Origin of the sequence: Rhizobium sp. CG5, assembly GCF_023701945.1 — a bacterium.
Classification (GTDB): Bacteria; Pseudomonadota; Alphaproteobacteria; order Rhizobiales; family Rhizobiaceae; genus Allorhizobium.
In genome coordinates this window covers 153,118-171,601 of sequence record NZ_JABAEF010000012.1, presented here as the reverse complement: position 1 = coordinate 171,601, position 18,484 = coordinate 153,118, and the positions used below count along the sequence as shown (strand labels likewise).

Annotated in this window: 18 protein-coding genes; 12 read left to right on the top strand and 6 right to left on the bottom strand. The window is 63.0% G+C overall.

The window, feature by feature from the left end:
* Window positions 1-8: 8 nt before the first annotated feature.
* Window positions 9-2,561, bottom strand: coding sequence for a methyl-accepting chemotaxis protein (locus HGO38_RS19805; protein WP_250957623.1), 2,553 nt, complete (start codon window positions 2,559-2,561; stop codon window positions 9-11).
* Window positions 2,562-2,810: 249 nt separating this feature from the next.
* On the opposite strand from HGO38_RS19805, the gene HGO38_RS19800 reads away from it, so the two are divergent.
* From HGO38_RS19800 to mobB, 4 genes are read left to right on the top strand one after another with little or no spacing between them, the layout of a single operon-like run.
* A complete protein-coding gene (locus tag HGO38_RS19800; RefSeq protein ID WP_250957622.1) occupies window positions 2,811-3,722 on the top strand; it encodes a DMT family transporter in 912 nt (303 codons plus the stop codon).
* A gap of 37 nt (window positions 3,723-3,759) precedes the next feature.
* Entirely contained in the window at window positions 3,760-4,983 is a 1,224-nt protein-coding gene (locus tag HGO38_RS19795) for a multidrug effflux MFS transporter (protein ID WP_250957621.1), read from the top strand.
* On the top strand, window positions 4,983-5,609 hold the full coding sequence (mobA, locus tag HGO38_RS19790; protein WP_250957620.1) for a molybdenum cofactor guanylyltransferase MobA: 627 nt from the start codon (window positions 4,983-4,985) through the stop codon (window positions 5,607-5,609). Before HGO38_RS19795 ends, mobA begins: the two co-directional genes overlap by 1 nt.
* Entirely contained in the window at window positions 5,606-6,127 is a 522-nt protein-coding gene (gene mobB, locus HGO38_RS19785; protein WP_250957619.1) for a molybdopterin-guanine dinucleotide biosynthesis protein B, read from the top strand. Before mobA ends, mobB begins: the two co-directional genes overlap by 4 nt.
* Before the next feature lie 81 nt (window positions 6,128-6,208).
* Here mobB and HGO38_RS19780 read toward each other — a convergent pair whose 3' ends face one another.
* Window positions 6,209-8,236 (bottom strand): OmpA family protein, encoded by a 2,028-nt coding sequence (locus HGO38_RS19780; RefSeq protein ID WP_250957618.1) that lies wholly within the window; start codon window positions 8,234-8,236, stop codon window positions 6,209-6,211.
* Window positions 8,237-8,535: 299 nt separating this feature from the next.
* On the opposite strand from HGO38_RS19780, the gene HGO38_RS19775 reads away from it, so the two are divergent.
* The 4 genes from HGO38_RS19775 to HGO38_RS19760 all read left to right on the top strand — a co-directional run bounded on the left by HGO38_RS19775 (window position 8,536) and on the right by HGO38_RS19760 (window position 11,549).
* Window positions 8,536-9,318: an ABC transporter substrate-binding protein gene (locus HGO38_RS19775; RefSeq protein WP_250957617.1), complete on the top strand. Its 783-nt coding sequence runs from the start codon at window positions 8,536-8,538 to the stop codon at window positions 9,316-9,318.
* A gap of 112 nt (window positions 9,319-9,430) precedes the next feature.
* Complete coding sequence (locus HGO38_RS19770) at window positions 9,431-10,234, top strand: ABC transporter permease (protein WP_250957616.1); 804 nt, start codon at window positions 9,431-9,433, stop codon at window positions 10,232-10,234.
* Window positions 10,231-11,061, top strand: coding sequence for an ABC transporter permease (locus tag HGO38_RS19765; RefSeq protein ID WP_250957615.1), 831 nt, complete (start codon window positions 10,231-10,233; stop codon window positions 11,059-11,061). Before HGO38_RS19770 ends, HGO38_RS19765 begins: the two co-directional genes overlap by 4 nt.
* Window positions 11,062-11,282: 221 nt before the next feature.
* Window positions 11,283-11,549, top strand: a complete 267-nt coding sequence (locus HGO38_RS19760; protein WP_168473028.1) for an usg protein — start codon at window positions 11,283-11,285, stop codon at window positions 11,547-11,549.
* 29 nt (window positions 11,550-11,578) lie between these two features.
* On the opposite strand, the gene HGO38_RS19755 is transcribed toward HGO38_RS19760, so the two are convergent.
* Entirely contained in the window at window positions 11,579-12,301 is a 723-nt protein-coding gene (locus HGO38_RS19755) for a DUF2270 domain-containing protein (RefSeq protein WP_502941600.1), read from the bottom strand.
* A gap of 159 nt (window positions 12,302-12,460) precedes the next feature.
* Here HGO38_RS19755 and HGO38_RS19750 point away from each other — a divergent pair, with 159 nt between their 5' ends.
* Entirely contained in the window at window positions 12,461-13,291 is an 831-nt protein-coding gene (locus HGO38_RS19750) for a class I SAM-dependent methyltransferase (RefSeq protein ID WP_250957614.1), read from the top strand.
* Between the two features lie 59 nt (window positions 13,292-13,350).
* Here the strand turns inward: HGO38_RS19750 and HGO38_RS19745 are convergent, their stop codons facing one another.
* Window positions 13,351-15,246, bottom strand: a complete 1,896-nt coding sequence (locus HGO38_RS19745) for a cation:proton antiporter domain-containing protein (protein ID WP_250957613.1) — start codon at window positions 15,244-15,246, stop codon at window positions 13,351-13,353.
* A 38-nt stretch (window positions 15,247-15,284) separates the two neighbouring features.
* Here HGO38_RS19745 and HGO38_RS19740 point away from each other — a divergent pair, with 38 nt between their 5' ends.
* The 3 genes from HGO38_RS19740 to HGO38_RS19730 all read left to right on the top strand — a co-directional run bounded on the left by HGO38_RS19740 (window position 15,285) and on the right by HGO38_RS19730 (window position 17,279).
* Window positions 15,285-15,602: a helix-turn-helix transcriptional regulator gene (locus HGO38_RS19740; RefSeq protein ID WP_250957612.1), complete on the top strand. Its 318-nt coding sequence runs from the start codon at window positions 15,285-15,287 to the stop codon at window positions 15,600-15,602.
* A gap of 118 nt (window positions 15,603-15,720) precedes the next feature.
* Window positions 15,721-16,593: an NAD(P)-dependent oxidoreductase gene (locus HGO38_RS19735; RefSeq protein WP_250957611.1), complete on the top strand. Its 873-nt coding sequence runs from the start codon at window positions 15,721-15,723 to the stop codon at window positions 16,591-16,593.
* The gene (locus HGO38_RS19730) at window positions 16,590-17,279 is read left to right on the top strand and encodes a DNA alkylation repair protein (RefSeq protein WP_250957610.1); all 690 of its coding nucleotides are present in this window, start codon (window positions 16,590-16,592) and stop codon (window positions 17,277-17,279) included. Before HGO38_RS19735 ends, HGO38_RS19730 begins: the two co-directional genes overlap by 4 nt.
* A gap of 3 nt (window positions 17,280-17,282) precedes the next feature.
* On the opposite strand, the gene HGO38_RS19725 is transcribed toward HGO38_RS19730, so the two are convergent.
* Window positions 17,283-17,771: an Lrp/AsnC family transcriptional regulator gene (locus HGO38_RS19725; RefSeq protein ID WP_250957609.1), complete on the bottom strand. Its 489-nt coding sequence runs from the start codon at window positions 17,769-17,771 to the stop codon at window positions 17,283-17,285.
* A gap of 63 nt (window positions 17,772-17,834) precedes the next feature.
* Window positions 17,835-18,476 carry a uracil-DNA glycosylase family protein gene (locus HGO38_RS19720; protein WP_250957608.1) on the bottom strand — a complete coding sequence of 214 codons (642 nt, stop codon included), beginning with the start codon at window positions 18,474-18,476 and terminating at the stop codon, window positions 17,835-17,837.
* Between the last annotated feature and the right edge of the window lie 8 nt (window positions 18,477-18,484).

Below are 18,484 nucleotides of genomic sequence, written 5' to 3'. Positions count from 1 at the left end.
TCTTTGGTCTAGGCCGAAAGACGACGCGCCGGGGCGTAGGCCTGGCTTTGTGCCTGGCCGGAGAGATCGCGGGTCTTGAACTGCTCGATCTTGCTCGTCAGAAGCTCGACCCGCTGGCGCAAGCCATGGATCTCGGCATTGTTTTCCTCGACCATGGCGGCGTTGCGCTGGGTGATCAGTTCCACGTCCTGCACGGCGCGCGACACTTCGCTGATGCCGATCGACTGCTCGCTGGTGGCTGACGAGATATTCTCGACCAGCGTCTGCACATCCTCGACCTGAAGGATGATCTCGGCCAGCGCCTCGCCGGTCTGCTCGACCAGTTGCACGCCGCTCTGCACCTGCGTCGCCGAGACGGAGATCAGTCCCTTGATCTCCTTGGCGGCATTGGCGCAGCGCTGGGCCAGTTCGCGGACTTCCTGGGCGACGACGGCAAAACCGCGCCCCGCCTCACCGGCGCGGGCGGCTTCGACACCGGCATTCAGCGCCAGCAGGTTGGTCTGGAAGGCGATTTCGTCAATGACGCCGATGATTGTGGAGATCTTTTCCGAGGAGCGGTTGATCTCGCCCATGGCGGCGACCGCCCTGTCGACCACTTCGCCGGAGCGGCGGGCCTGGGACCGGGCCGTGGTGACCGACTGCTTTGTGCGGCCGGCACTTTCGGCGGTGTTGCGCACGACATCGCCGAGGTGCGCCAAAGCGCGGGCGCTCTGTTCCAGGGCAGCGGCCTGCTGTTCGGTGCGCTTGGCGAGATCATCGGCGGAAACAGCCAGATTGCCGGTGCCGGCATTGATCTCGTCTGCGGTATCGCGCACATCGGCCAAAGTGACCCGCAGGGCTTCCACCGCCTGGTTATAGGTCTCGGCCATGTCGACGAAATCGGCTGGCAGATCACGGGTCATCCTGCGTTCCAGATTGCCTTCCGACAGGGCATGCAGCACGGAGGACAGCGCTTCAAGGGCTGCCCGCTGCTCCGCCTCGACCTGCTGGCGCTCGCGCATGCGGCGCTCGCCTTCCTCGGTCGACACTTGCCGCGCCGAGGCCGCCTCTTCCTCCAGCCGGCGGTTCTCGATCGCCGCGTCGCGGAACACCGAGACCGAGCGCACCATGTCGCCGATTTCGTCGCGCCGGCCGCGGCCGTCGATGGCCACGCCAAGGTCGCCGCTGGCCAGCCGGCTCATAACATCGGTGATACGGCGCAGCGGCGAGCGCAGGGTCTCGATCAGCAGCAGGCCGCCGATAATGGCCATCAGCGTTCCAAGGATCATGGCGATCACCGAGATCGAGGCGGACCGTTCGCTATCCTCGCGGCCCAGTTCCTGGGCATTGCGCACGAAATCGCTCAAGGCCGCCATGCTGGCCGACACGGTGGCGGTCGCCTGCTGGCGCTCGGTCTTCCATGCCTCTTCCGCCGCGAGCAGATCGGCCGAGCGCTTTTCAATGGCCAAGGCCAGCGGCTCGAGCTTGGCGGAGAAATCCCGCATCGTGCTGTTCTTGGCGCCGAGTTCGGACACCTTGGTCGCGGCGGCCCGGATCGTCGCCAGATCCACGAGCACGAGTTGCCGGGACTGGTCGTCGCGGGCGCTCATCATGCGTTCGCCATGCAGCTGCAATGTACCGATCTGCCCCAGCGAATGGTCTACCTGCTCCAGCAATTCCTTCTGGCCGGCCACCAACTTGTCGAGGCCGACGAAGCGATCGGCGGCGACGTCGGAATTCTTGGCGGCCTGCAGGACCATGTCCTGCTCGATGAGCACGAAGGACGACAGCACCGGCGCCATGGCGGAGGCCTTGTCGGCAGGCGACACCGCCGAATTGACAATGGCATCGAGCTTGCCCATGGCGTCACGGATCTTGGTCAGCGTCGCCTCGCCCTTCTTGGAAATCAGCGCTTCCGCCTTGGCGAGCTCCTTGACGATCGACTTGGTGTAGAGCGTCACCTCGTCGAGCTGTTCGTCCGGCGTAAACGCCATCTGCACGCCGGCGCGCATCTTGCCGAGCTTGTCGGTCAGCCCCTTGAAGGCTGCGGCATCGAACAGCAGCTCCTTGGCAAACCGTTCCTTCTCGACGAAATCGGCACTGACGAAATCGATCTGCTTGCCGACCAGGTCGCCTTCTGCTCCAAGCGAGGCAAGCGTGGCCAGCAGATCGGTGCCGATGGCGTCGCGTTCGATCTTGTTGGCCCACAGCCGGTCGACCGTGGTGCCGAGCGAGGCGCCGAGGGCGCGAACGGTGTCGAGGCTTTCGGCCTTGGCCTGCCCGGCCAGAACGCCGTCGAGAACCGCCACACCGCTCTGCTGATCGGCGATTGCCGCCGTCAATTGCCCCCTGGTCGCCTCGGTGGGTTCCATCGAGAATTCCTGCAGGGTGGCCTGAAGCTCTTCCAGATCGCCGATATTGCCGATCGTGGCGCGGGTCACTGTCATGTGGCCGTTGAGAATGGTGGCGGTGTAGTAGCCGAGCAGACCGACGCCTGCCATCAGCACCACCAGGGGCACGACGAAGATCAGCACCTTGGTGACGATACGGCGCCCCTGCAGCAGGCGATCGATGAAAGACATGGCAACTCCGGACAGGTACCCCGTGGCCGCAAGGCATCTGCGGCAGATCGGGTGCGCGGACGTCGCCTCATGCGAAATCATGACACACACTCGGAAATGAAGTTTGAGCATTGGTTAATCCGCCACACGGATTTTCGCGGTGCAGCATCGATTTGCTGCCAGACACCCTCCTCTTTTGCCGAAAGGCAATGTTGCATTGCCGACTTATGGTCTAGAAGGGGCCGAAGACGAACAGGATACTCCCCCAGCATGGCATTGTCGAACAACATGAAAGGCGCCGTTCTCATGGCGCTTTCGATGGCGGGTTTCACCTGCAACGATGCGCTGGTGAAAGCGGTCACGCCCTTCGTCAATGTCGGGCAAATCATGTTCGTGCGCGGCGCGCTCACCACCGTTCTCGTCTATTTCATCGCCCGGCAGATGGGCGCGCTGCGCCATGTCCGCATCCTGAAGGATCCGATGATCCTGCTGCGCATCGGCTTCGAGATCCTGGCGGCGATCACCTATCTGAGCGCGCTGGGCAATATTCCGCTCGCCAATGCGTCTTCGATCCTGCAGTCGCTGCCGTTGGCCGTGACGCTCGGCGCGGCGCTGGTGCTGAAAGAACCTGTCGGCTGGCGGCGCTGGACCGCCATCCTGGTCGGCTTTCTCGGGGTGATGATCATCATTCGCCCCGGCCCGGAAGGCTTTACGCTGGCCTCGCTCTATGTCGTCATCAGCGTGTTTGCCGCCGCCTCGCGCGATCTGGCGACCAAGAAGATCGGTGCTTCGACCCCGTCGCTGACGGTGACGCTGTTTACGGCGATCGGCAATGGCATCGTTGGCGCCCTGCTGATCGTGCCGATGGGTGGATGGCAGCCGATGTCGGGCTCGACTTTCGGCTTGTTAGCGCTGGCATCGCTGCTGGTCTTCGTCGGCTATCAATCCATCGTCATGGCGATGCGCACCGGCGAAATCTCGTTCATCGCACCGTTCCGCTATACCAGCCTGCTCTGGGCGCTCGGCCTCGGCATCGTCTTTTTCGGGGAAACGCCGGATATCTGGATGATTTTCGGCGCGACCGTGGTCATCTGCTCCGGGCTCTATACGTTCTATCGGGAGAACAAGCGGCAATTGGCCGATCCCGTCGGCCAGGAATCGCGGCCGGGATCGCCGGTCTGATGATGCGCGCGGCCAGTCTGGGACGGAGTGCGAAACCGTGAATCAGGGCAGACTTCTCGATCGCCGGTCACCGCCCCATATCGTCACGCTGGTGCTGATCGCCGGCCTGTCGGCGCTATCGATGAACATCTTCCTGCCGTCGCTTCCCGATATGGCGGCCTTCTTCGACGTCGATTATGCGGTGATGCAGCTGGCCGTATCCGGATATCTGGCCGGCATCGCCCTGCTGCAGATCTTCATCGGCCCGCTGTCCGACCGCTACGGCCGCCGCCCGACGATGATTGCCAGCCTGATCGTGCTGCTCATGGCGACCCTGATCTGCATCTTCGCCACCAGCTTTGTCGTCTTCATGATCGGCCGCATGCTGCAGACCACCGTCGTCGCCGGCCTCGTCCTGTCGCGCGCCGTGGTGCGCGACATGGTGCCGATGGAGGATGCCGCCTCGATGATCGGCTATGTCACCATGGGCATGACCGTGGTGCCGATGATCGGGCCGACCCTTGGCGGCATTCTCAACGACCTGTTTGGCTGGCAGGCCAATTTCATCGCGCTGTTCGTGCTCGGTCTTCTGGTTCTGGCCATGGTGGTCTTCGATCTCGGCGAAACCAACCGGCAGAAATCCGGCAGCTTTCGCCAGCAATTGCAGGCCTGGCCGCAGCTGATCGGCTCGCCGCAATTCTGGGGCTACACGTTGACGGCGACGTTCACCTCCGGGGCCTTCTTTGCCTTCCTGGGCGGCGCACCGTTTATCGGCAATACCATCCTGAAGCTCAGCCCCAGCATGCTCGGCGTGCAGTTCTTCTTCGTCGCCGCCGGCTATCTGGTCGGCAATTTCTTTTCCGGCCGCTTTTCCCGACGGCTCGGCATTGCCAGCATGATGCTGACCGGCAGCCTGTTCTGCCTGCTGGGAACGATCATTCCGCTGGCGCTGGCAGGCTTCGGCTACACCTCGGCGCTTTCCTTCTTCGGACCCCTGGTCATCATGGGTTTCGGTAATGGGCTGACGCTGCCCAGCGCCAATGCCGGCATCGTCAGCGTGCGGCCGGAACTGGCGGGCTCCGCTTCGGGCCTTGGCGGCGCCATTACCATGGCGGGCGGCGCGCTGCTCTCGGTGTTTGCCTCGGCGATCATCACGGAGGAGACGGGCTCGTGGCCGCTGCTCGCCGTGATGCTGGCCTGTGGAATGCTGGCCGTCGCCTCCATCCTCTTTCTCCGCACGACCGCCGACAAGCCGGACCCGGCTGGCAACGGAGGGCGCTGATGGTCGGCTTTTTGCCTCCAGCCATCGTCCTTGCGGGTGGACTGTCGCGGCGGATGGGGCGTGACAAGGCCCTGGCGCTTCTGGGCGTCAGACCGCTGCTCGCCCATGTGATCGAGCGCCTGGCGGTACAGACTACAGCCCTCGCCATCAACGCACCGGCCGATTTCTCCAATGACTTCGGCCTGCCCATCGTGCCGGATACGCTGGCCGGCCATCCCGGACCGCTGGCCGGTATTGCCGCCGGCATGCGCCATGCCGCGCAGCTGGCTCCGGCTGCCAGCCATCTGCTGGTCGTGCCGGCCGATTGTCCTTTCGTGCCGCGCGATCTGGTCCCACGGCTTGCCGCAAACCTCGACGAAGGATCGCCGATCGTGCTGGCCCGGTCGAACGGGCGGCTGCATCCGGTCGTCGGACTCTGGCCGATCGCGCTTGCGCCGGCCATCGAGGCCTGGCTTGCCGATCCGCAGAACCGAAAACTGATGAGTTTCATCGAGGGACAGCGGGTGGTCGTGGTCGATTTCGAAATGGTCGAGACGACCGCGGGGCCGCTCGACCCCTTCCTCAACATCAACACGCCCGAGGATCTCCTCCAGGCGGAGCGCTATTACGAGGCCCTTGCATCATGACCAAACCGCGCATTTTCGGCATTTCCGGCTGGAAGAATTCCGGCAAGACCGGGCTTGCCGTGCGGCTGGTCGAGGAATTCACCCGGCGCGGCTACAGGATCTCGACGATCAAGCATGCCCATCACGATTTCGACATCGACAAGGTCGGCGCCGACAGCTATCGCCACCGCGAAGCCGGTGCCCATGAAGTGACCATCGTCTCAGGCACCCGCTACGCCATCATGCATGAGCTGCGCGGCGCGCCGGAACCGGCATTCGAGGACATCCTGGGTCGGCTGGCGCCGTGCGATCTCGTACTGATCGAAGGCTACAAGCGCGAGCCCGTTCCGAAAATCGAGGCGCGGCGGCTGGCCTCCGCCAATCGCGAACCGCTGGCCCCGACCGATCCGTATATCGTCGCCATCGCGGCTGACCATCCGGTCTCAGACACCGGCCTGCCGGTTTTCGATCTCGACGACACCATGGCGATCGCCGATTTCATTGCCCGTGTCACCGGGTTGCCCGACCGCGCCGACTGAACCGGACAGCCACCGAATGCAACGAAAAAGGCCGCCGGAGATGATCCGGCGGCCTTGTCCATAACAGTCAGGCAGCAATGATTACTGCTGCTGGGCTGCTTCGACCGGACGAACCAGAGCCGTGACGCGGCGGATGGTGACGCGGCGGTTGAGCTGTTCGGCTTCGTCGGTATCGACTTTCAGGAACTGCTCGCCATAGCCTTGGGTCACCATGTTTTCCGGCGGAACGCCATAGGCTTCCGTCAGGACATTGGCGACCGATTCGGCCCGCAGGTCGGATAGAACCAGGTTGGATTCGTCCGAACCGACGGCATCGGTATGGCCTTCGATCAGGAAGGTTTCGCCCGCATCCTCGGCCAGCGACTTGTTGATCGCGTCGGCCACCTTGCGCAGCGAACCTGCCTGGTTCATCGAGATGTCGGCACTGCCCGTGGCAAAGGTGATGGTATCGAGATCGATACGACGCACCTTGTCACGAATACGGGCCGAGTTACGGACTTCTTCGAGCGTATAGACGCGCTCGACTTCTTCGACCGGCGGCTGCTCGATGAAATCATAGTAGTCGCGGTCCGGCTCGCTGGTCGTGTCGATGATGTAATCGCGAACCGGGATCTGCAGACGCATCGGCGGCAGGTCGAGGCCTGGGTCGCGATAGACCGGACGCGGCGCATCGTCGGCATAGTAGAGCTCCGGCGAGAAGAACAGGATATCTTCCCGGTCCCGACGGTCGATGCGCGACCGCTGGATCAGATCGCCGTAACGGTTGCGAATGGTCACGACACGGTCGCCATTGGTCTTGAACACGGTTTCGCGAACACGGCCGGCCGGCAGCTGTTCGTAGACCGGGGGGCGGCCATAGCGGGCGAAGCGATCATTGTCGTCGCCCCGCACGATGATGTCGTCGCCAAACTGGATGACGAGACGATTGTCAACGCGACGTTCCACCCGGTCATTGTCCCGCGTTTCGTAGCGCGGACGCTCGCGCAGTTCCTGACCATTGTCGCGATCGGCCCGCTCGACGCGAACGGGGGGACGCGGACGGCCGTTCTCGCCACGCTGGGCATCGGCATCGGTCTTTGGAACGGGACGCTTGGCACCGTCTTCACGACGCTTGCGGCGGTCCTGGTCGGACTGGCCCCTGCGGCCGGCATTCTTGTCGCTGTCGAGTACGGGCGCACCGCGATCAACCGGCAGAACGACGGTCTCGTCGGTCTGGCCAGGATTTTCAGCGACCTTCTTCTTGCGGGCCCGCTCTTCCGGCGTGTCGGCGCGGGTCGGGCGAGGACGGGCATCCGGCCGCGGGCGATCGCCGCCCTCGGCAGCCGTGTTGTCGGTCTGCGGCCGCTTGCCGGCATTATCAGGCTGCGGCTTGCCATCCACCTGCGGACGCTTGCGATCCGGCTGCTTTGCATCGCCATCGACCGGCTTTTCCCGATTGGGCTTTTCGCGATTCGGCTTGGCGGCGTCGTCCGGCGTCGGCTTCTTGCGATCCGGCTGCTGGGCATCGCCTTCGACCGGCTTGTCGCGGCTCGGCTTTTCGCGGTTCGGCTTGGCGGCGTCGTCCGGCTGCGGCTTCTTGCGATCCGGCTGCTGTGCATCGTTTTCGACAGGCTTTTCCCGATTGGGCTTTTCACGGTTTGGCTTGGCAGTCTCGTCCGGCTGCGGCTTCTTGCGATCCGGCTGCTGGGCGTCGCTTTCGACGGGCTTTTCCCGATTGGGCTTTTCACGGTTTGGCTTGGCAGCATCGTCCGGCTGCGGCTTCTTGCGCTCGGGCTGCTGCTGGGCGTCCGCAGGCTTCGGCTTCTTGCGTTCCTGCGGCTCTTGACCGCCGGCGGCCTTGGCCTGGTTGAGCGCCTTCTTGGCGGCCTGAACCTCGGCCTGCGCCGCCTTGACGTCGCCGCCGCCGGCCTTTGCAGCTTTCAGCGCCTGCTGGGCCGCTTGCAAGCGAGCCGTTGCTTCCTCAACGCTCATGGCCACATGGGTGATGACGCTTTCGGCAATGAACGGGCGTTGTACGCCCGGCATTGCTGCCCCGGCTTGACCGGACTGGGCCGCAATGGTGGCGAGCGCCAACAGGACGGAGCCGGTGATCTTAGAAGTTCCTGCCATGGATGGTTCCTCGGTGGTGGAGCGAGAGGCTCCGCTTTAGTGTTCTGGTTATTGTCACTTCGGGCAAAGCACGAATGTAACAACATGTAACGATGGCGATACGATGATGGTTCCAGTGTGAACACCCGCTGAACAGCCAGTTCATCTCCAGTAATCGCTGCCGATCCCCTATATGATTCTGGTTGCAATTTGTGCAAAAACGGCAAGACTGCGGGTCAGCGCGGCCCCACAGCCGCCGAATTCGATCCCGCGCGGAAAAGACAAAAGAACCGTGCGGGGGACCAACAGAGAGGATTCTCATGCGTATCTCGACCCGTTTCCTGGCCGCTGCATCGATTGCAGCCCTGTCGCTCCTGGCCGGCAGCGCCATGGCTGAAGGCGAAAAGCTGATCATCGGCACCGAAGGTGCCTACCCGCCCTTCAACAACCTCGAATCCGACGGAACGCTGACCGGTTTCGATATCGACATCGCCAAGGCCCTTTGCGTCGAAATGAAGGTCACCTGCGAATTCGTCACCAACGATTGGGACGGCATCATTCCGGCCCTGCAGGCCAAGAAGTTCGATGCAATCATCGCCTCTATGTCGATCACGCCCGAGCGCGCCGAAAAGGTCGACTTCACCCACAAATATTACAACACTCCCCCGGCAATCGCCGTGCCGAAGGATTCGGCCCTGACGGAAGCAACGCCCGAGGCGCTGGCCGGCAAGACGCTGGGCGCGCAGGCCTCGACGACCCATTCCAACTATGCCGAAAAGCACATGGCGAAGTCGGAACTGAAGCTTTATCCGACCGCCGACGAATACAAGCTCGACATATCCAATGGCCGAATTGACGGCGTGGTCGATGACGTGGTCGTTCTGTCGGAATGGGTCAAGTCGGAAGCCGGCGCCTGCTGCAAGATCCTGGCAACCCTGCCGATCGACGTCGAGATCAACGGCGTCGGTGCCGGCATCGCCATCCGCAAGGGCGAAACCGAGCTTGCCGGCAAGTTCAACGCCGCGATCGACGCGATCCGCGCCAATGGCAAGTACAAGGAAATCAACGACAAGTACTTTGATTTCGACGTCTACGGCGAATAATCCTCGCCCATCCTGTTGAAAGTCGATGGCGGAAGGCTTGCCCTTCCGCCATTTTTCATTGAAACTTGAGGACAAGAACATAAGCGGCTCGTCCGCAAGGGGAATATTCTGAATGAGCGGATTTCTTTCCGCCTTGGCGACGGTCTGGTCCTGGATCGGCTATACCCTTGATCCACTCTGCGGGCCCGTCGGCGTCTTCACGCTGTTCGGATCGTCATCATTGGTGGCTTGCGGAGCCGACGGCTGGGGCGATGAAATCGCCTTCGGCTTCAAGGTCACCGTCGGCCTGGCGCTGGCCACCCTGCCGATCGGCCTGACGATTGGCCTGTTCATCGCCCTTGCCTCGCAGTCCAAGGAGCGCTCCCTGCGGCTGGCAGCCGGCATCTACACCACCATCTTCCGTGGCCTGCCGGAACTGCTGACGCTGTTCATCGTCTATTACGGCCTGCAGATCCTGCTGCAATCGGTGCTGGTCTCGATCGGCATCGAACAGCGCATCGAGATCAACGCCTTCGTCGCCGGCATGATCGCTCTGTCGGTGGTGTTCTCCTCCTATTGCTCGGAGGTGCTGCAATCGGCTTTCAAGGCCATTCCGCAGGGCCAGTATGAGGCCGGCTATGCGCTCGGCCTGTCGCATGGCAAGACGATGCGGCTGATCATCCTGCCGCAGCTCTTGCGCATCGCGCTGCCGGGCCTGGTCAATCTGTGGATGAACCTGTTGAAGGACACGGCGCTGGTCTCGGTCATCGGCCTGTCCGATATCATCCGCCAGACCGGCATTGCCGCCAAGGTGACCAAGGAGGCCTTCTTCTTCTATCTGCTGGCCTGCGGTCTCTATCTGGTCCTTGCGGTCCTCTCGTCCATCGGTGTCGGCGTGATCGAACGCTGGACCAAACGCGCCGAGGTGCAGCGATGAGCATTGCCGACCATTTGATCGAGCCTCAGCCAGCGCCGCCTGCCGGTCCGAGGCGCATGACCTCTAGCCGCATCATCGGCATGGCCCTACTGGCGCTCTGGGCGCTGCTTGCCATCGGCATCGTGGCGACCATGATCGGCAATTGGGACAATGACAAGTTCTTCAAATATGGCCCGCGTTTCCTGTCGGGTCTCTGGGTGACGATCTCGCTGGTGCTGGTATCGATCTTTTTCGGCTCCCTGCTGTCGGCCCCGATCGCCTTTGCGCGCATGTCGAAGAACCCCGTGCTGAACGGGATTTCCTATGCTTACGTCTATGTGTTCCGCGGCACGCCGCTGCTCGCCCAGCTGTTCCTGGTCTATTACGGTCTCGGCAGCTTCAAGACGGAATTCGAGGCGGTCGGCCTGTGGTGGTTTTTCCGCGAGGCCTGGTATTGCGGCCTTTTGGCGCTGACCCTCAACACCGCCGCCTATCAGGCGGAAATCCTGCGCGGCGCCATCCAGAGCGTGCCGCGCGGCCAGAGCGAGGGCGCCAAGTCGCTCGGCCTGCCAAAAGCCGTGACCTTCTGGAAGATCGTGCTGCCGCAGGCGCTGATCGTGGCGCTCAGGCCCTATGGCAACGAGATCATCCTGATGATCAAGGGCTCGGCGGTGGTTGCCATCGTCACCGTGCTCGATCTGATGGGCCAGACGCGCTACACGTTTTCGCGCACCTTCGACTACCAGAGCTATCTCTGGGCGGCGATCTTCTATCTGACGATCGTCGAGGCCCTGCGCCATGCCTGGGCGGCGATCGAGGCCCGCCTGACCCGGCATCTGAAGCGCTGAGCCGCTTGCCCCCAATTGGCAGCACTCAGGGAAGACGGCTGCTAATCCCTTGTTTTCATGACATAATCTCTCTATGGCCGGAAAATTCTTAAGCTTTGGTTAAGCTTAAGATGTTTCCATTTGAAGACCGTTCTTGGACGGTGCGCACGGATGAAGTGCTGAAGCGGAACACTGCCGGCCTTCGTCCCGACCTTCGAGTGGGCACAAAAAACGAGGCTATCATGAACACCGACATGGAAATGATGCTCAAGGGCTACGGACTGACCACCGCCCAAATCCTCTACCGCCTGCCGGACCACCCGTCCCTGCTGCAGAGCTATCTCTGGCAGCATTACGATCTGGCGCCGGATTTCCCCGAAATGAAGAGTTTTCTGAAATTCTGGGAAGACACGCTGGACGGTCCGCTGCACTCCGTGCGTTACGTGCACAAGCAGCTGATCTCCGCCAACGAATGGCGGGCACTGAAGGGCGAGTTCATCCTGCACTGACGGTCAAGATCTGCGGGACAGTCCCAATCTCAGACATGCACCTCGCCATGGGCGAATTCGCCGTCGTCGGGTGCGCGGTAGATGGCCGCCACCAGGATGCCTGAATAGAACAGGCCAATGGTGGCCAGCACCAGCCAGCCCGGCACGGGCCCGAGCGCCGCATTGTCGACAATGGCCATCCAGGAGGTCACCGTCTCGGTGGCGGGCATGTCCGGCAGGAGTTTTGGCGTCGAGATTTTCAGGCCCCAGGCCAAAAGCAGGATGAGATACATCCAGCAATAGTTGCGCCTGACCCGACGGAACAGCGCCTCGCGGCGGCCCATCAGGAAGACCGGGTTGCGCAGGCTGACGGCAATCGCCAGGGCCCAGTCGGGGTTCAGTTCGGCCTGCGGGCTCAGCGCCTGGGCAAAATAATAGCGCTCGAGCTGGCGCACCCTTGCCCGGTAGACGTCGAAGAACCGGTATCTTCGCGCCTCGATCATCAGGAAGACCGAGATCAGCAGCATGGCAAACAGCACCACCCCGTGATGGGAGGTCGGTGTTGCCAGGGAGACGGACAAAAGGCCGGCGACCACGGTCATCGCCCAGTTGGAGGTCCGGTCGATGCGGTCGCGCCAGCTGATCATCCGGCCGATCTCACCGCGATAATAATGGATGATCATATTGGCCTTCTCGGCGGACGATGCCGGAAGGGCCGGCGAATGGGCCGGGCCGGGCCGTTCGATGCCGGAAATTATCGTCTCTTCGACCATGATCCACTCCTGCCTGCCACTGGCTCGTCAGAGGTCATAACGATGGCAGACGTCCGCTGTTCCGCACCCCAAGTCATTGCCAAAACTTTTGCGAGCCATTAGAGCCAGACGCTGAGACGGCCGGCAATCGACGGACGCATCGCGACGGAAGGTTTGGATATGGCAAAGATCGACGAAGAAGCGCTGGCCGAGGCCTATAACCGCGCGCTGGCGCTGGAAAAGTCCGGCGATATCGACGCGGCCGTCAAGGCCTATGAAGAGGTTCTGGCGCTGGACCCTGAGGACCATGGCGGCGCCTCGGTCAGGATCGCCTCGCTCGGCCGCGGCGAGACGCCGCCCAAGGCGCCGGATGCCTATGTCGAAACCCTGTTCGACCAGCATGCCGAGGCGTTCGAGGATATTCTCGTCGAGCAGCTGGGCTATGCCGTGCCGGTCATGGTGCGCCAGCGCCTGCAGGCTTTGGAACTCGGGCCGTTCCAGCGCATGCTCGACCTGGGCTGCGGCACCGGCCTGACCGGCGGCACGCTGCGCGACATGGTCGAGGATATCACCGGCATCGACCTGTCGGAAAACATGATCGAGATCGCCCATGAGAAGGATCTCTACGACACGCTCTATGTGGCCGAAGTCGAGGATTTCCTCGAAGACAATGACGACGAGCCCTTCGACCTGATCACCGCCACCGACGTCCTGCCCTATCTCGGCGCGCTGGAGCCGCTGTTCTTCGGAGCCTCCGAAAACCTGGTGACGGGCGGCCTGTTCATCTTCTCCTCCGAGACGCTGTCGGACGAGGCCCTGGCCGGCCGGCCCTATATGGTCGGACCGCACCAGCGCTTTGCCCATTCCAAGGCCTATGTCCTGGAACGCCTTGCCGCCACGGGTTTCGAGATCGTCGAAGTGACCGAGATCAATGTGCGCATGCAGGACGGCGAACCATCGCCCGGCCATCTGGTCATCGCGCGGGCCGGCGTGATCCCAAGCAGCCATTGATCGCCTTATGACTCAGGTGGCACGGTCCGCCTGAGACGATCCCCGCCTCCGCTGAGCGATCAGGCGCCGGCAGGTTTGCCGTCGGCAGGTCCATCGAACGGAGTGTCGGCGCGGACGGCTGTCGGCGGCTCTTCGCTGTCTTCCGTCTCGACCGGCATATAATAGTGGATCTGGTCCAGGCGGCTCAGCATGCCGAAGGCGATTTCGCGCTCGCCCATGATCACCGTATCGGCGCCCATCTTTGTCAGATGCTCGATCTCGGCATCGTTGCTGGCGCGGGCCAGCACCAGCAGGCCGGGATTGACCGCACGGGCATTGGCGATCACATGGCCGGCCTCGAACGCGTTGGGAATGGCGACCACCAGGCTCTTGGCGGCCGCCAGATTGGCAAGGGCGGTGACCCTCGGCGAGGCCGCATTGCCGACAATGACCTCGATACCCTGCTTCATCAACTCGCCGACGCGGCTCTCGGAGTCTTCGATGACCAGGAAGGGCACGCCGGAGGATTTCAGGTTGGCGACCACCAGGCTGCCGACCCGGCCACAGCCGACCACGACGGAATGGCTGGCGAGCTTGGTGCTGGCCAGTACGCCATCCTCACCGGCGGAGGTGAAGGCGGCCTCCTCGTTGGACAAGGGCTGTGATGCCGGTGCGCCGGCCGCGGCTTGCGGCTTGGCAGCGTCGGCCACCGCCGGGTCCGCCGCGGCACCGGGCGCCCGGATCAGCCGCGCTTCGAGTTTCGGTGCCAGGCGGTCGCAGAGATAGAACAAGACCGGATTGAGCATGATCGAGATGATCGCGCCGGCAAGGATGAGATCGCGCCCCTCCTGCGGCAGAAGGTTCAGCCCGACGCCGAGTTCGGCGAGGATGAAGGAGAATTCGCCGATCTGTCCGAGGCTTGCTGAAATCGTCAAAGCCGTCGACACGCTCTTGCCGAAGATCCGGACGATCACGAAGGCGGCGATCGATTTGCCGACCACGATGATGAACACGGTTCCGAGAATCGGCAGCGGATTGGTCAGCACGATGGCCGGATCGAACAGCATGCCGACCGAGACGAAGAACAGCACGGCGAAGGCATCGCGCAGCGGCAGGCTTTCCTGTGCGGCGCGGTGCGACAGCTCGCTCTCGGCCAGCACCATGCCGGCAAAGAAGGCTCCGAGCGCCAGCGACACGCCGAACAGCTTGGCCGCGCCGAAGGCAACACCCAGCGCGATGGCCAGCACGCCGAGCCGGAACAGCTCGCGCGAGCCGGTATGGGCAATGTGATGCAGCGTCCAGGGAATGAACCGCCCGCCGATCACCAGCATGACGCCGACGAACAGCGCCACCTTGAACAGGGTGACGGCAATGATGCCGCCAACGCCGAAATCGAGGCCGAGCATGCGCTCGACCCAGATCGCCAGCGGGTCGGCATGGCTTGCCTCGCCGCCAATGCTGGCCAGTGCCGGAATGAGGACGAGCGCCAGGACCATGGCCAGGTCCTCGACGATCAGCCAGCCGACAGCGATCTTGCCGCGCTCGGTTTCCACCAGCCGCCGCTCCTGCAGGGCTTTCAGAAGAACGACCGTCGAGGCAACGGACAAAGCAAGGCCGAACACCAGGCTGCCGCCGAGCGGCCAGCCCATCATCGCCCCCATGCCCCAGCCGAGCAGCGTGGCAAAGCCGATCTGCACCGCGGCTCCCGGCACGGCAATGCCGCGCACCGACAGAAGATCCTTCAAGGAGAAATGCAGGCCGACGCCGAACATCAAGAGAATGACGCCGATTTCCGCCAGCTCCGGTGCCAGGCTCTGGTCTGCGACGAAGCCCGGCGTATGCGGGCCGACCAGAATACCGGCAACGAGATAGCCGACCAGCGGCGGCATGCGGAACCGGTGCGCGATGGCGCCGAAAATAAACGCCAGCACGAGACCACCGACAATTGTCGAAATCAACGGGGTATCGTGAGGCATGATCTAATCTCTCCGCGTCTGGATTCTTTCACCAAAGAATGCTAAATATGATGTATGTTGACCAATATGGGCAGTTATCAGTGATGGGTCAAGCCATTAAACCACCTCTTCTGACGCCCGACCTCTGTCGTGCAGCGCGCGGGCTGCTCGATTGGACGCAGGAGGACCTGGCCCGGCGCTCGGAAGTGTCGCGCAGCACGATCCGCGACTACGAAGGCAGCCGCCACGACGTGCACCGCGCCACCGAATGCCAGCTGCGTCGGGCCCTTGAAGAGGGCGGCGCCGTTTTCACCGAGGTGAGCGGCCATGGCATGGGGCTGTGCAAGAAAATCGGACCGGTCGATCCGGCCGGTTGAGCCGATGCATTCTTCGCCCTGCCCCGCGATCGGCCTCATATGGACGCACGGGTCAGGCCTTTTCTCGCTGGCGTTCTTCGGTTAGGTCTTCTCCCGCATTCAATAAGGAGCGTGATTGATGGCGAAGGTCGCATTTATCGGTTTGGGCGTCATGGGTTACCCCATGGCAGGGCATCTGAAAGCCAAGGGCGGCCATGACCTGACGGTCTACAACCGCACCGCCGCCAAGGCCGAAGCCTGGGTAAAACAGCACGGCGGCACGGCGGCGGCAACGCCGGCCGAGGCGGCAGACGATGCGGATTTCGTCTTCACCTGCGTTGGCAATGACGACGACCTGCGCTCCGTGACGCTTGGCGACAGCGGCGTATTGGCCGGAATGAAGAGCGGCGCCATCCTGATCGACAATACCACGGCCTCGGCCGAGGTAGCCCGCGAACTCGATGCGGCAGCCAAAGCCAGGGGCTGCGGCTTCATCGATGCGCCGGTCTCCGGCGGCCAGGCCGGCGCCGAGAACGGCGTACTGACGGTGATGTGCGGCGGCGACGAGGCTGTCTTCGAACGGGCACGGCCGGTGATCGACGCCTATGCGCGCATGGTCGGCCTGATGGGGCCTACCGGCGCCGGGCAATTGACAAAAATGGTCAACCAGATCTGCATTGCCGGCGTCGTCCAGGGCCTTGCCGAAGCGGTGCATTTCGGCAAGAAGGCCGGCCTCGATATCGAAAAGGTCATCGAGGTGATTTCCAAGGGGGCGGCCGGTTCCTGGCAGATGGAAAACCGCCACAAGACGATGAATGCCGGCCAGTACGAGTTCGGCTTTGCCGTCGACTGGATGCGCAAGGATCTCGATATCGTACTCACCGAAGCCCGCCGCAACGGCGCCACCCTGCCCCTCACGGCGCTGGTCGATCAGTTCTACGGCGAAGTCCAGGCGATGGGCGGCAGACGCTGGGATACGTCGTCGCTGCTGGCACGGCTGGAGAAGAAATGATCGGCCCCGCCTCCAGCGCCGTCGATCTTCTGGCCCATCTCGAGAGCCTGAGATCCCCGGACACTATTGTCGGCATGGGCCGCTTCGGCATCGTCACCGAGACGGCGCTGGGCATTTCCAATCCGGACCTTCAGAAGATCGCCAGGGCGGTGAAAAAGAACCACGGCCGTGCCTTTGAACTCTGGGCAAGCGGCGTGCGCGAGGCGCGCATGCTGGCGCTCTACACCTTCGAGCCTAACAAGCTGACACCGGACGAGGCGCGGCGCCTGGCCGACGATTTCAACTCGTGGGAGATCGTCGACACGGCAGCGGACCTGTTCGTCGAGGCGCGGCTGGAAAGCGCGCTCATTGCGGCCCTTGCCGCCGATCCGCGGGAATTCGTTCGGCGCACCGCTTTTGCGATGATCGCCGGTGCCGCGGTGCATCTGAAGAGCGAGCCGGACGAGGTGTTGCTGGCCCTCCTGCCGCTGATCGAGGCGCACTCCGGCGACCCGCGCAATTTCGTGAAAAAGGCCGTCAACTGGGCGCTGCGCAATATCGGCAAGCGCAATCGTCGCTGCCACGGGCCGGCCCTGGATCTCGCCGAAAGGCTGGCGCAGAGCGCCGACAAGACGGCCCGCTGGATCGGCAAGGATGCGGTGCGCGAACTGACGAGCGAGAAGATCCTCGCCCGTCTCAAGCCGTAAAACCTATTCCTCGCCGGCCTTCTGGTTGTCGAGCAGCATGTAGTCGAGCGGCAGTTCGGTGGTGTATTTGATCTGCTCCATCGCGAACGCCGACGCGACGTCGCGGATTTCGATGCGGGCGATCATGCGCTTGTAGAACGCGTCATAGGCGGCGATATCCGGCACGGTGACCCGCAGGAGATAGTCGACATCGCCGCTCATGCGATAGAATTCCACCACTTCGGGGAAATCCGCCACCACTTCGGAAAAGCGCTTCAGCCATTCGATCGAATGGCTGTTGGTGCGGATCGACACGAAGACGGTGACCTTGGCATTGACCTTGGCAGGATCGAGAAGGGCGACGCGGCGGCGGATGACGCCGTCCTCCTCCATCTTCTGGATGCGCCGCCAGCAGGGCGTGGTGGACAGGCCGACTTTCTTGGCGAGATCGGCGACGGCCAGCGTCGAATCTTCCTGGAGAATGCGCAATATCTTACGGTCGAGACGGTCCATGCGTAGTCCTATCGAATTTTTTTCCGTTATATCGGATATATGCCGCAGGTGAAGAATATTATTTCACCCAACGAGACGATCCACTTCTCTTTTGAGCAGCGGCAGCACGTCAGCCTCGAACCAGGGATTTTTCTTCAGCCAGCCGGTATTGCGCCAGCTTGGATGGGGCAGCGGCAGAACTTTCGGTCCGGCCTGATTCGACAAGACATAATCCCGCCAGCCGCGCACCGTTTCCGTCATGGTCGGGCGGCAGCGCTCGCCGAGGTGATACCCTTGCGCATAGTGGCCGATGGCCAGCACCAGTTCGACCTGCGGCATGGCAGCCAGCACCGGCCGGCGCCAGGCCGGCGCACATTCGCGGCGCGGCGGCAGGTCATGACCCTTTGCATCATAACCCGGAAAGCAGAAGCCCATCGGCACGATGGCAAACCTTGCCGGGTCGTAGAACTGTTCGCGCTCGACACCCAGCCATGACCGCAGCCGGTCGCCCGAGGCATCGTTGAACGGCAGGCCGCTGTCATGGACGCGTTTGCCCGGCGCCTGGCCGGCAATCAGGATGCGCGCCGTGGCCGAAATGACCGCCACCGGCCGCGGCTCATGCGGCAGGCGCTTGTCCACACCGCCGGCCGGACAGTCGCGACAGATGCGGCAGGCGGCAATGGTGGTGCGCAGCAGGTCGATCGTTTCAGACTCAGGCGGGGTCATGCATCTTC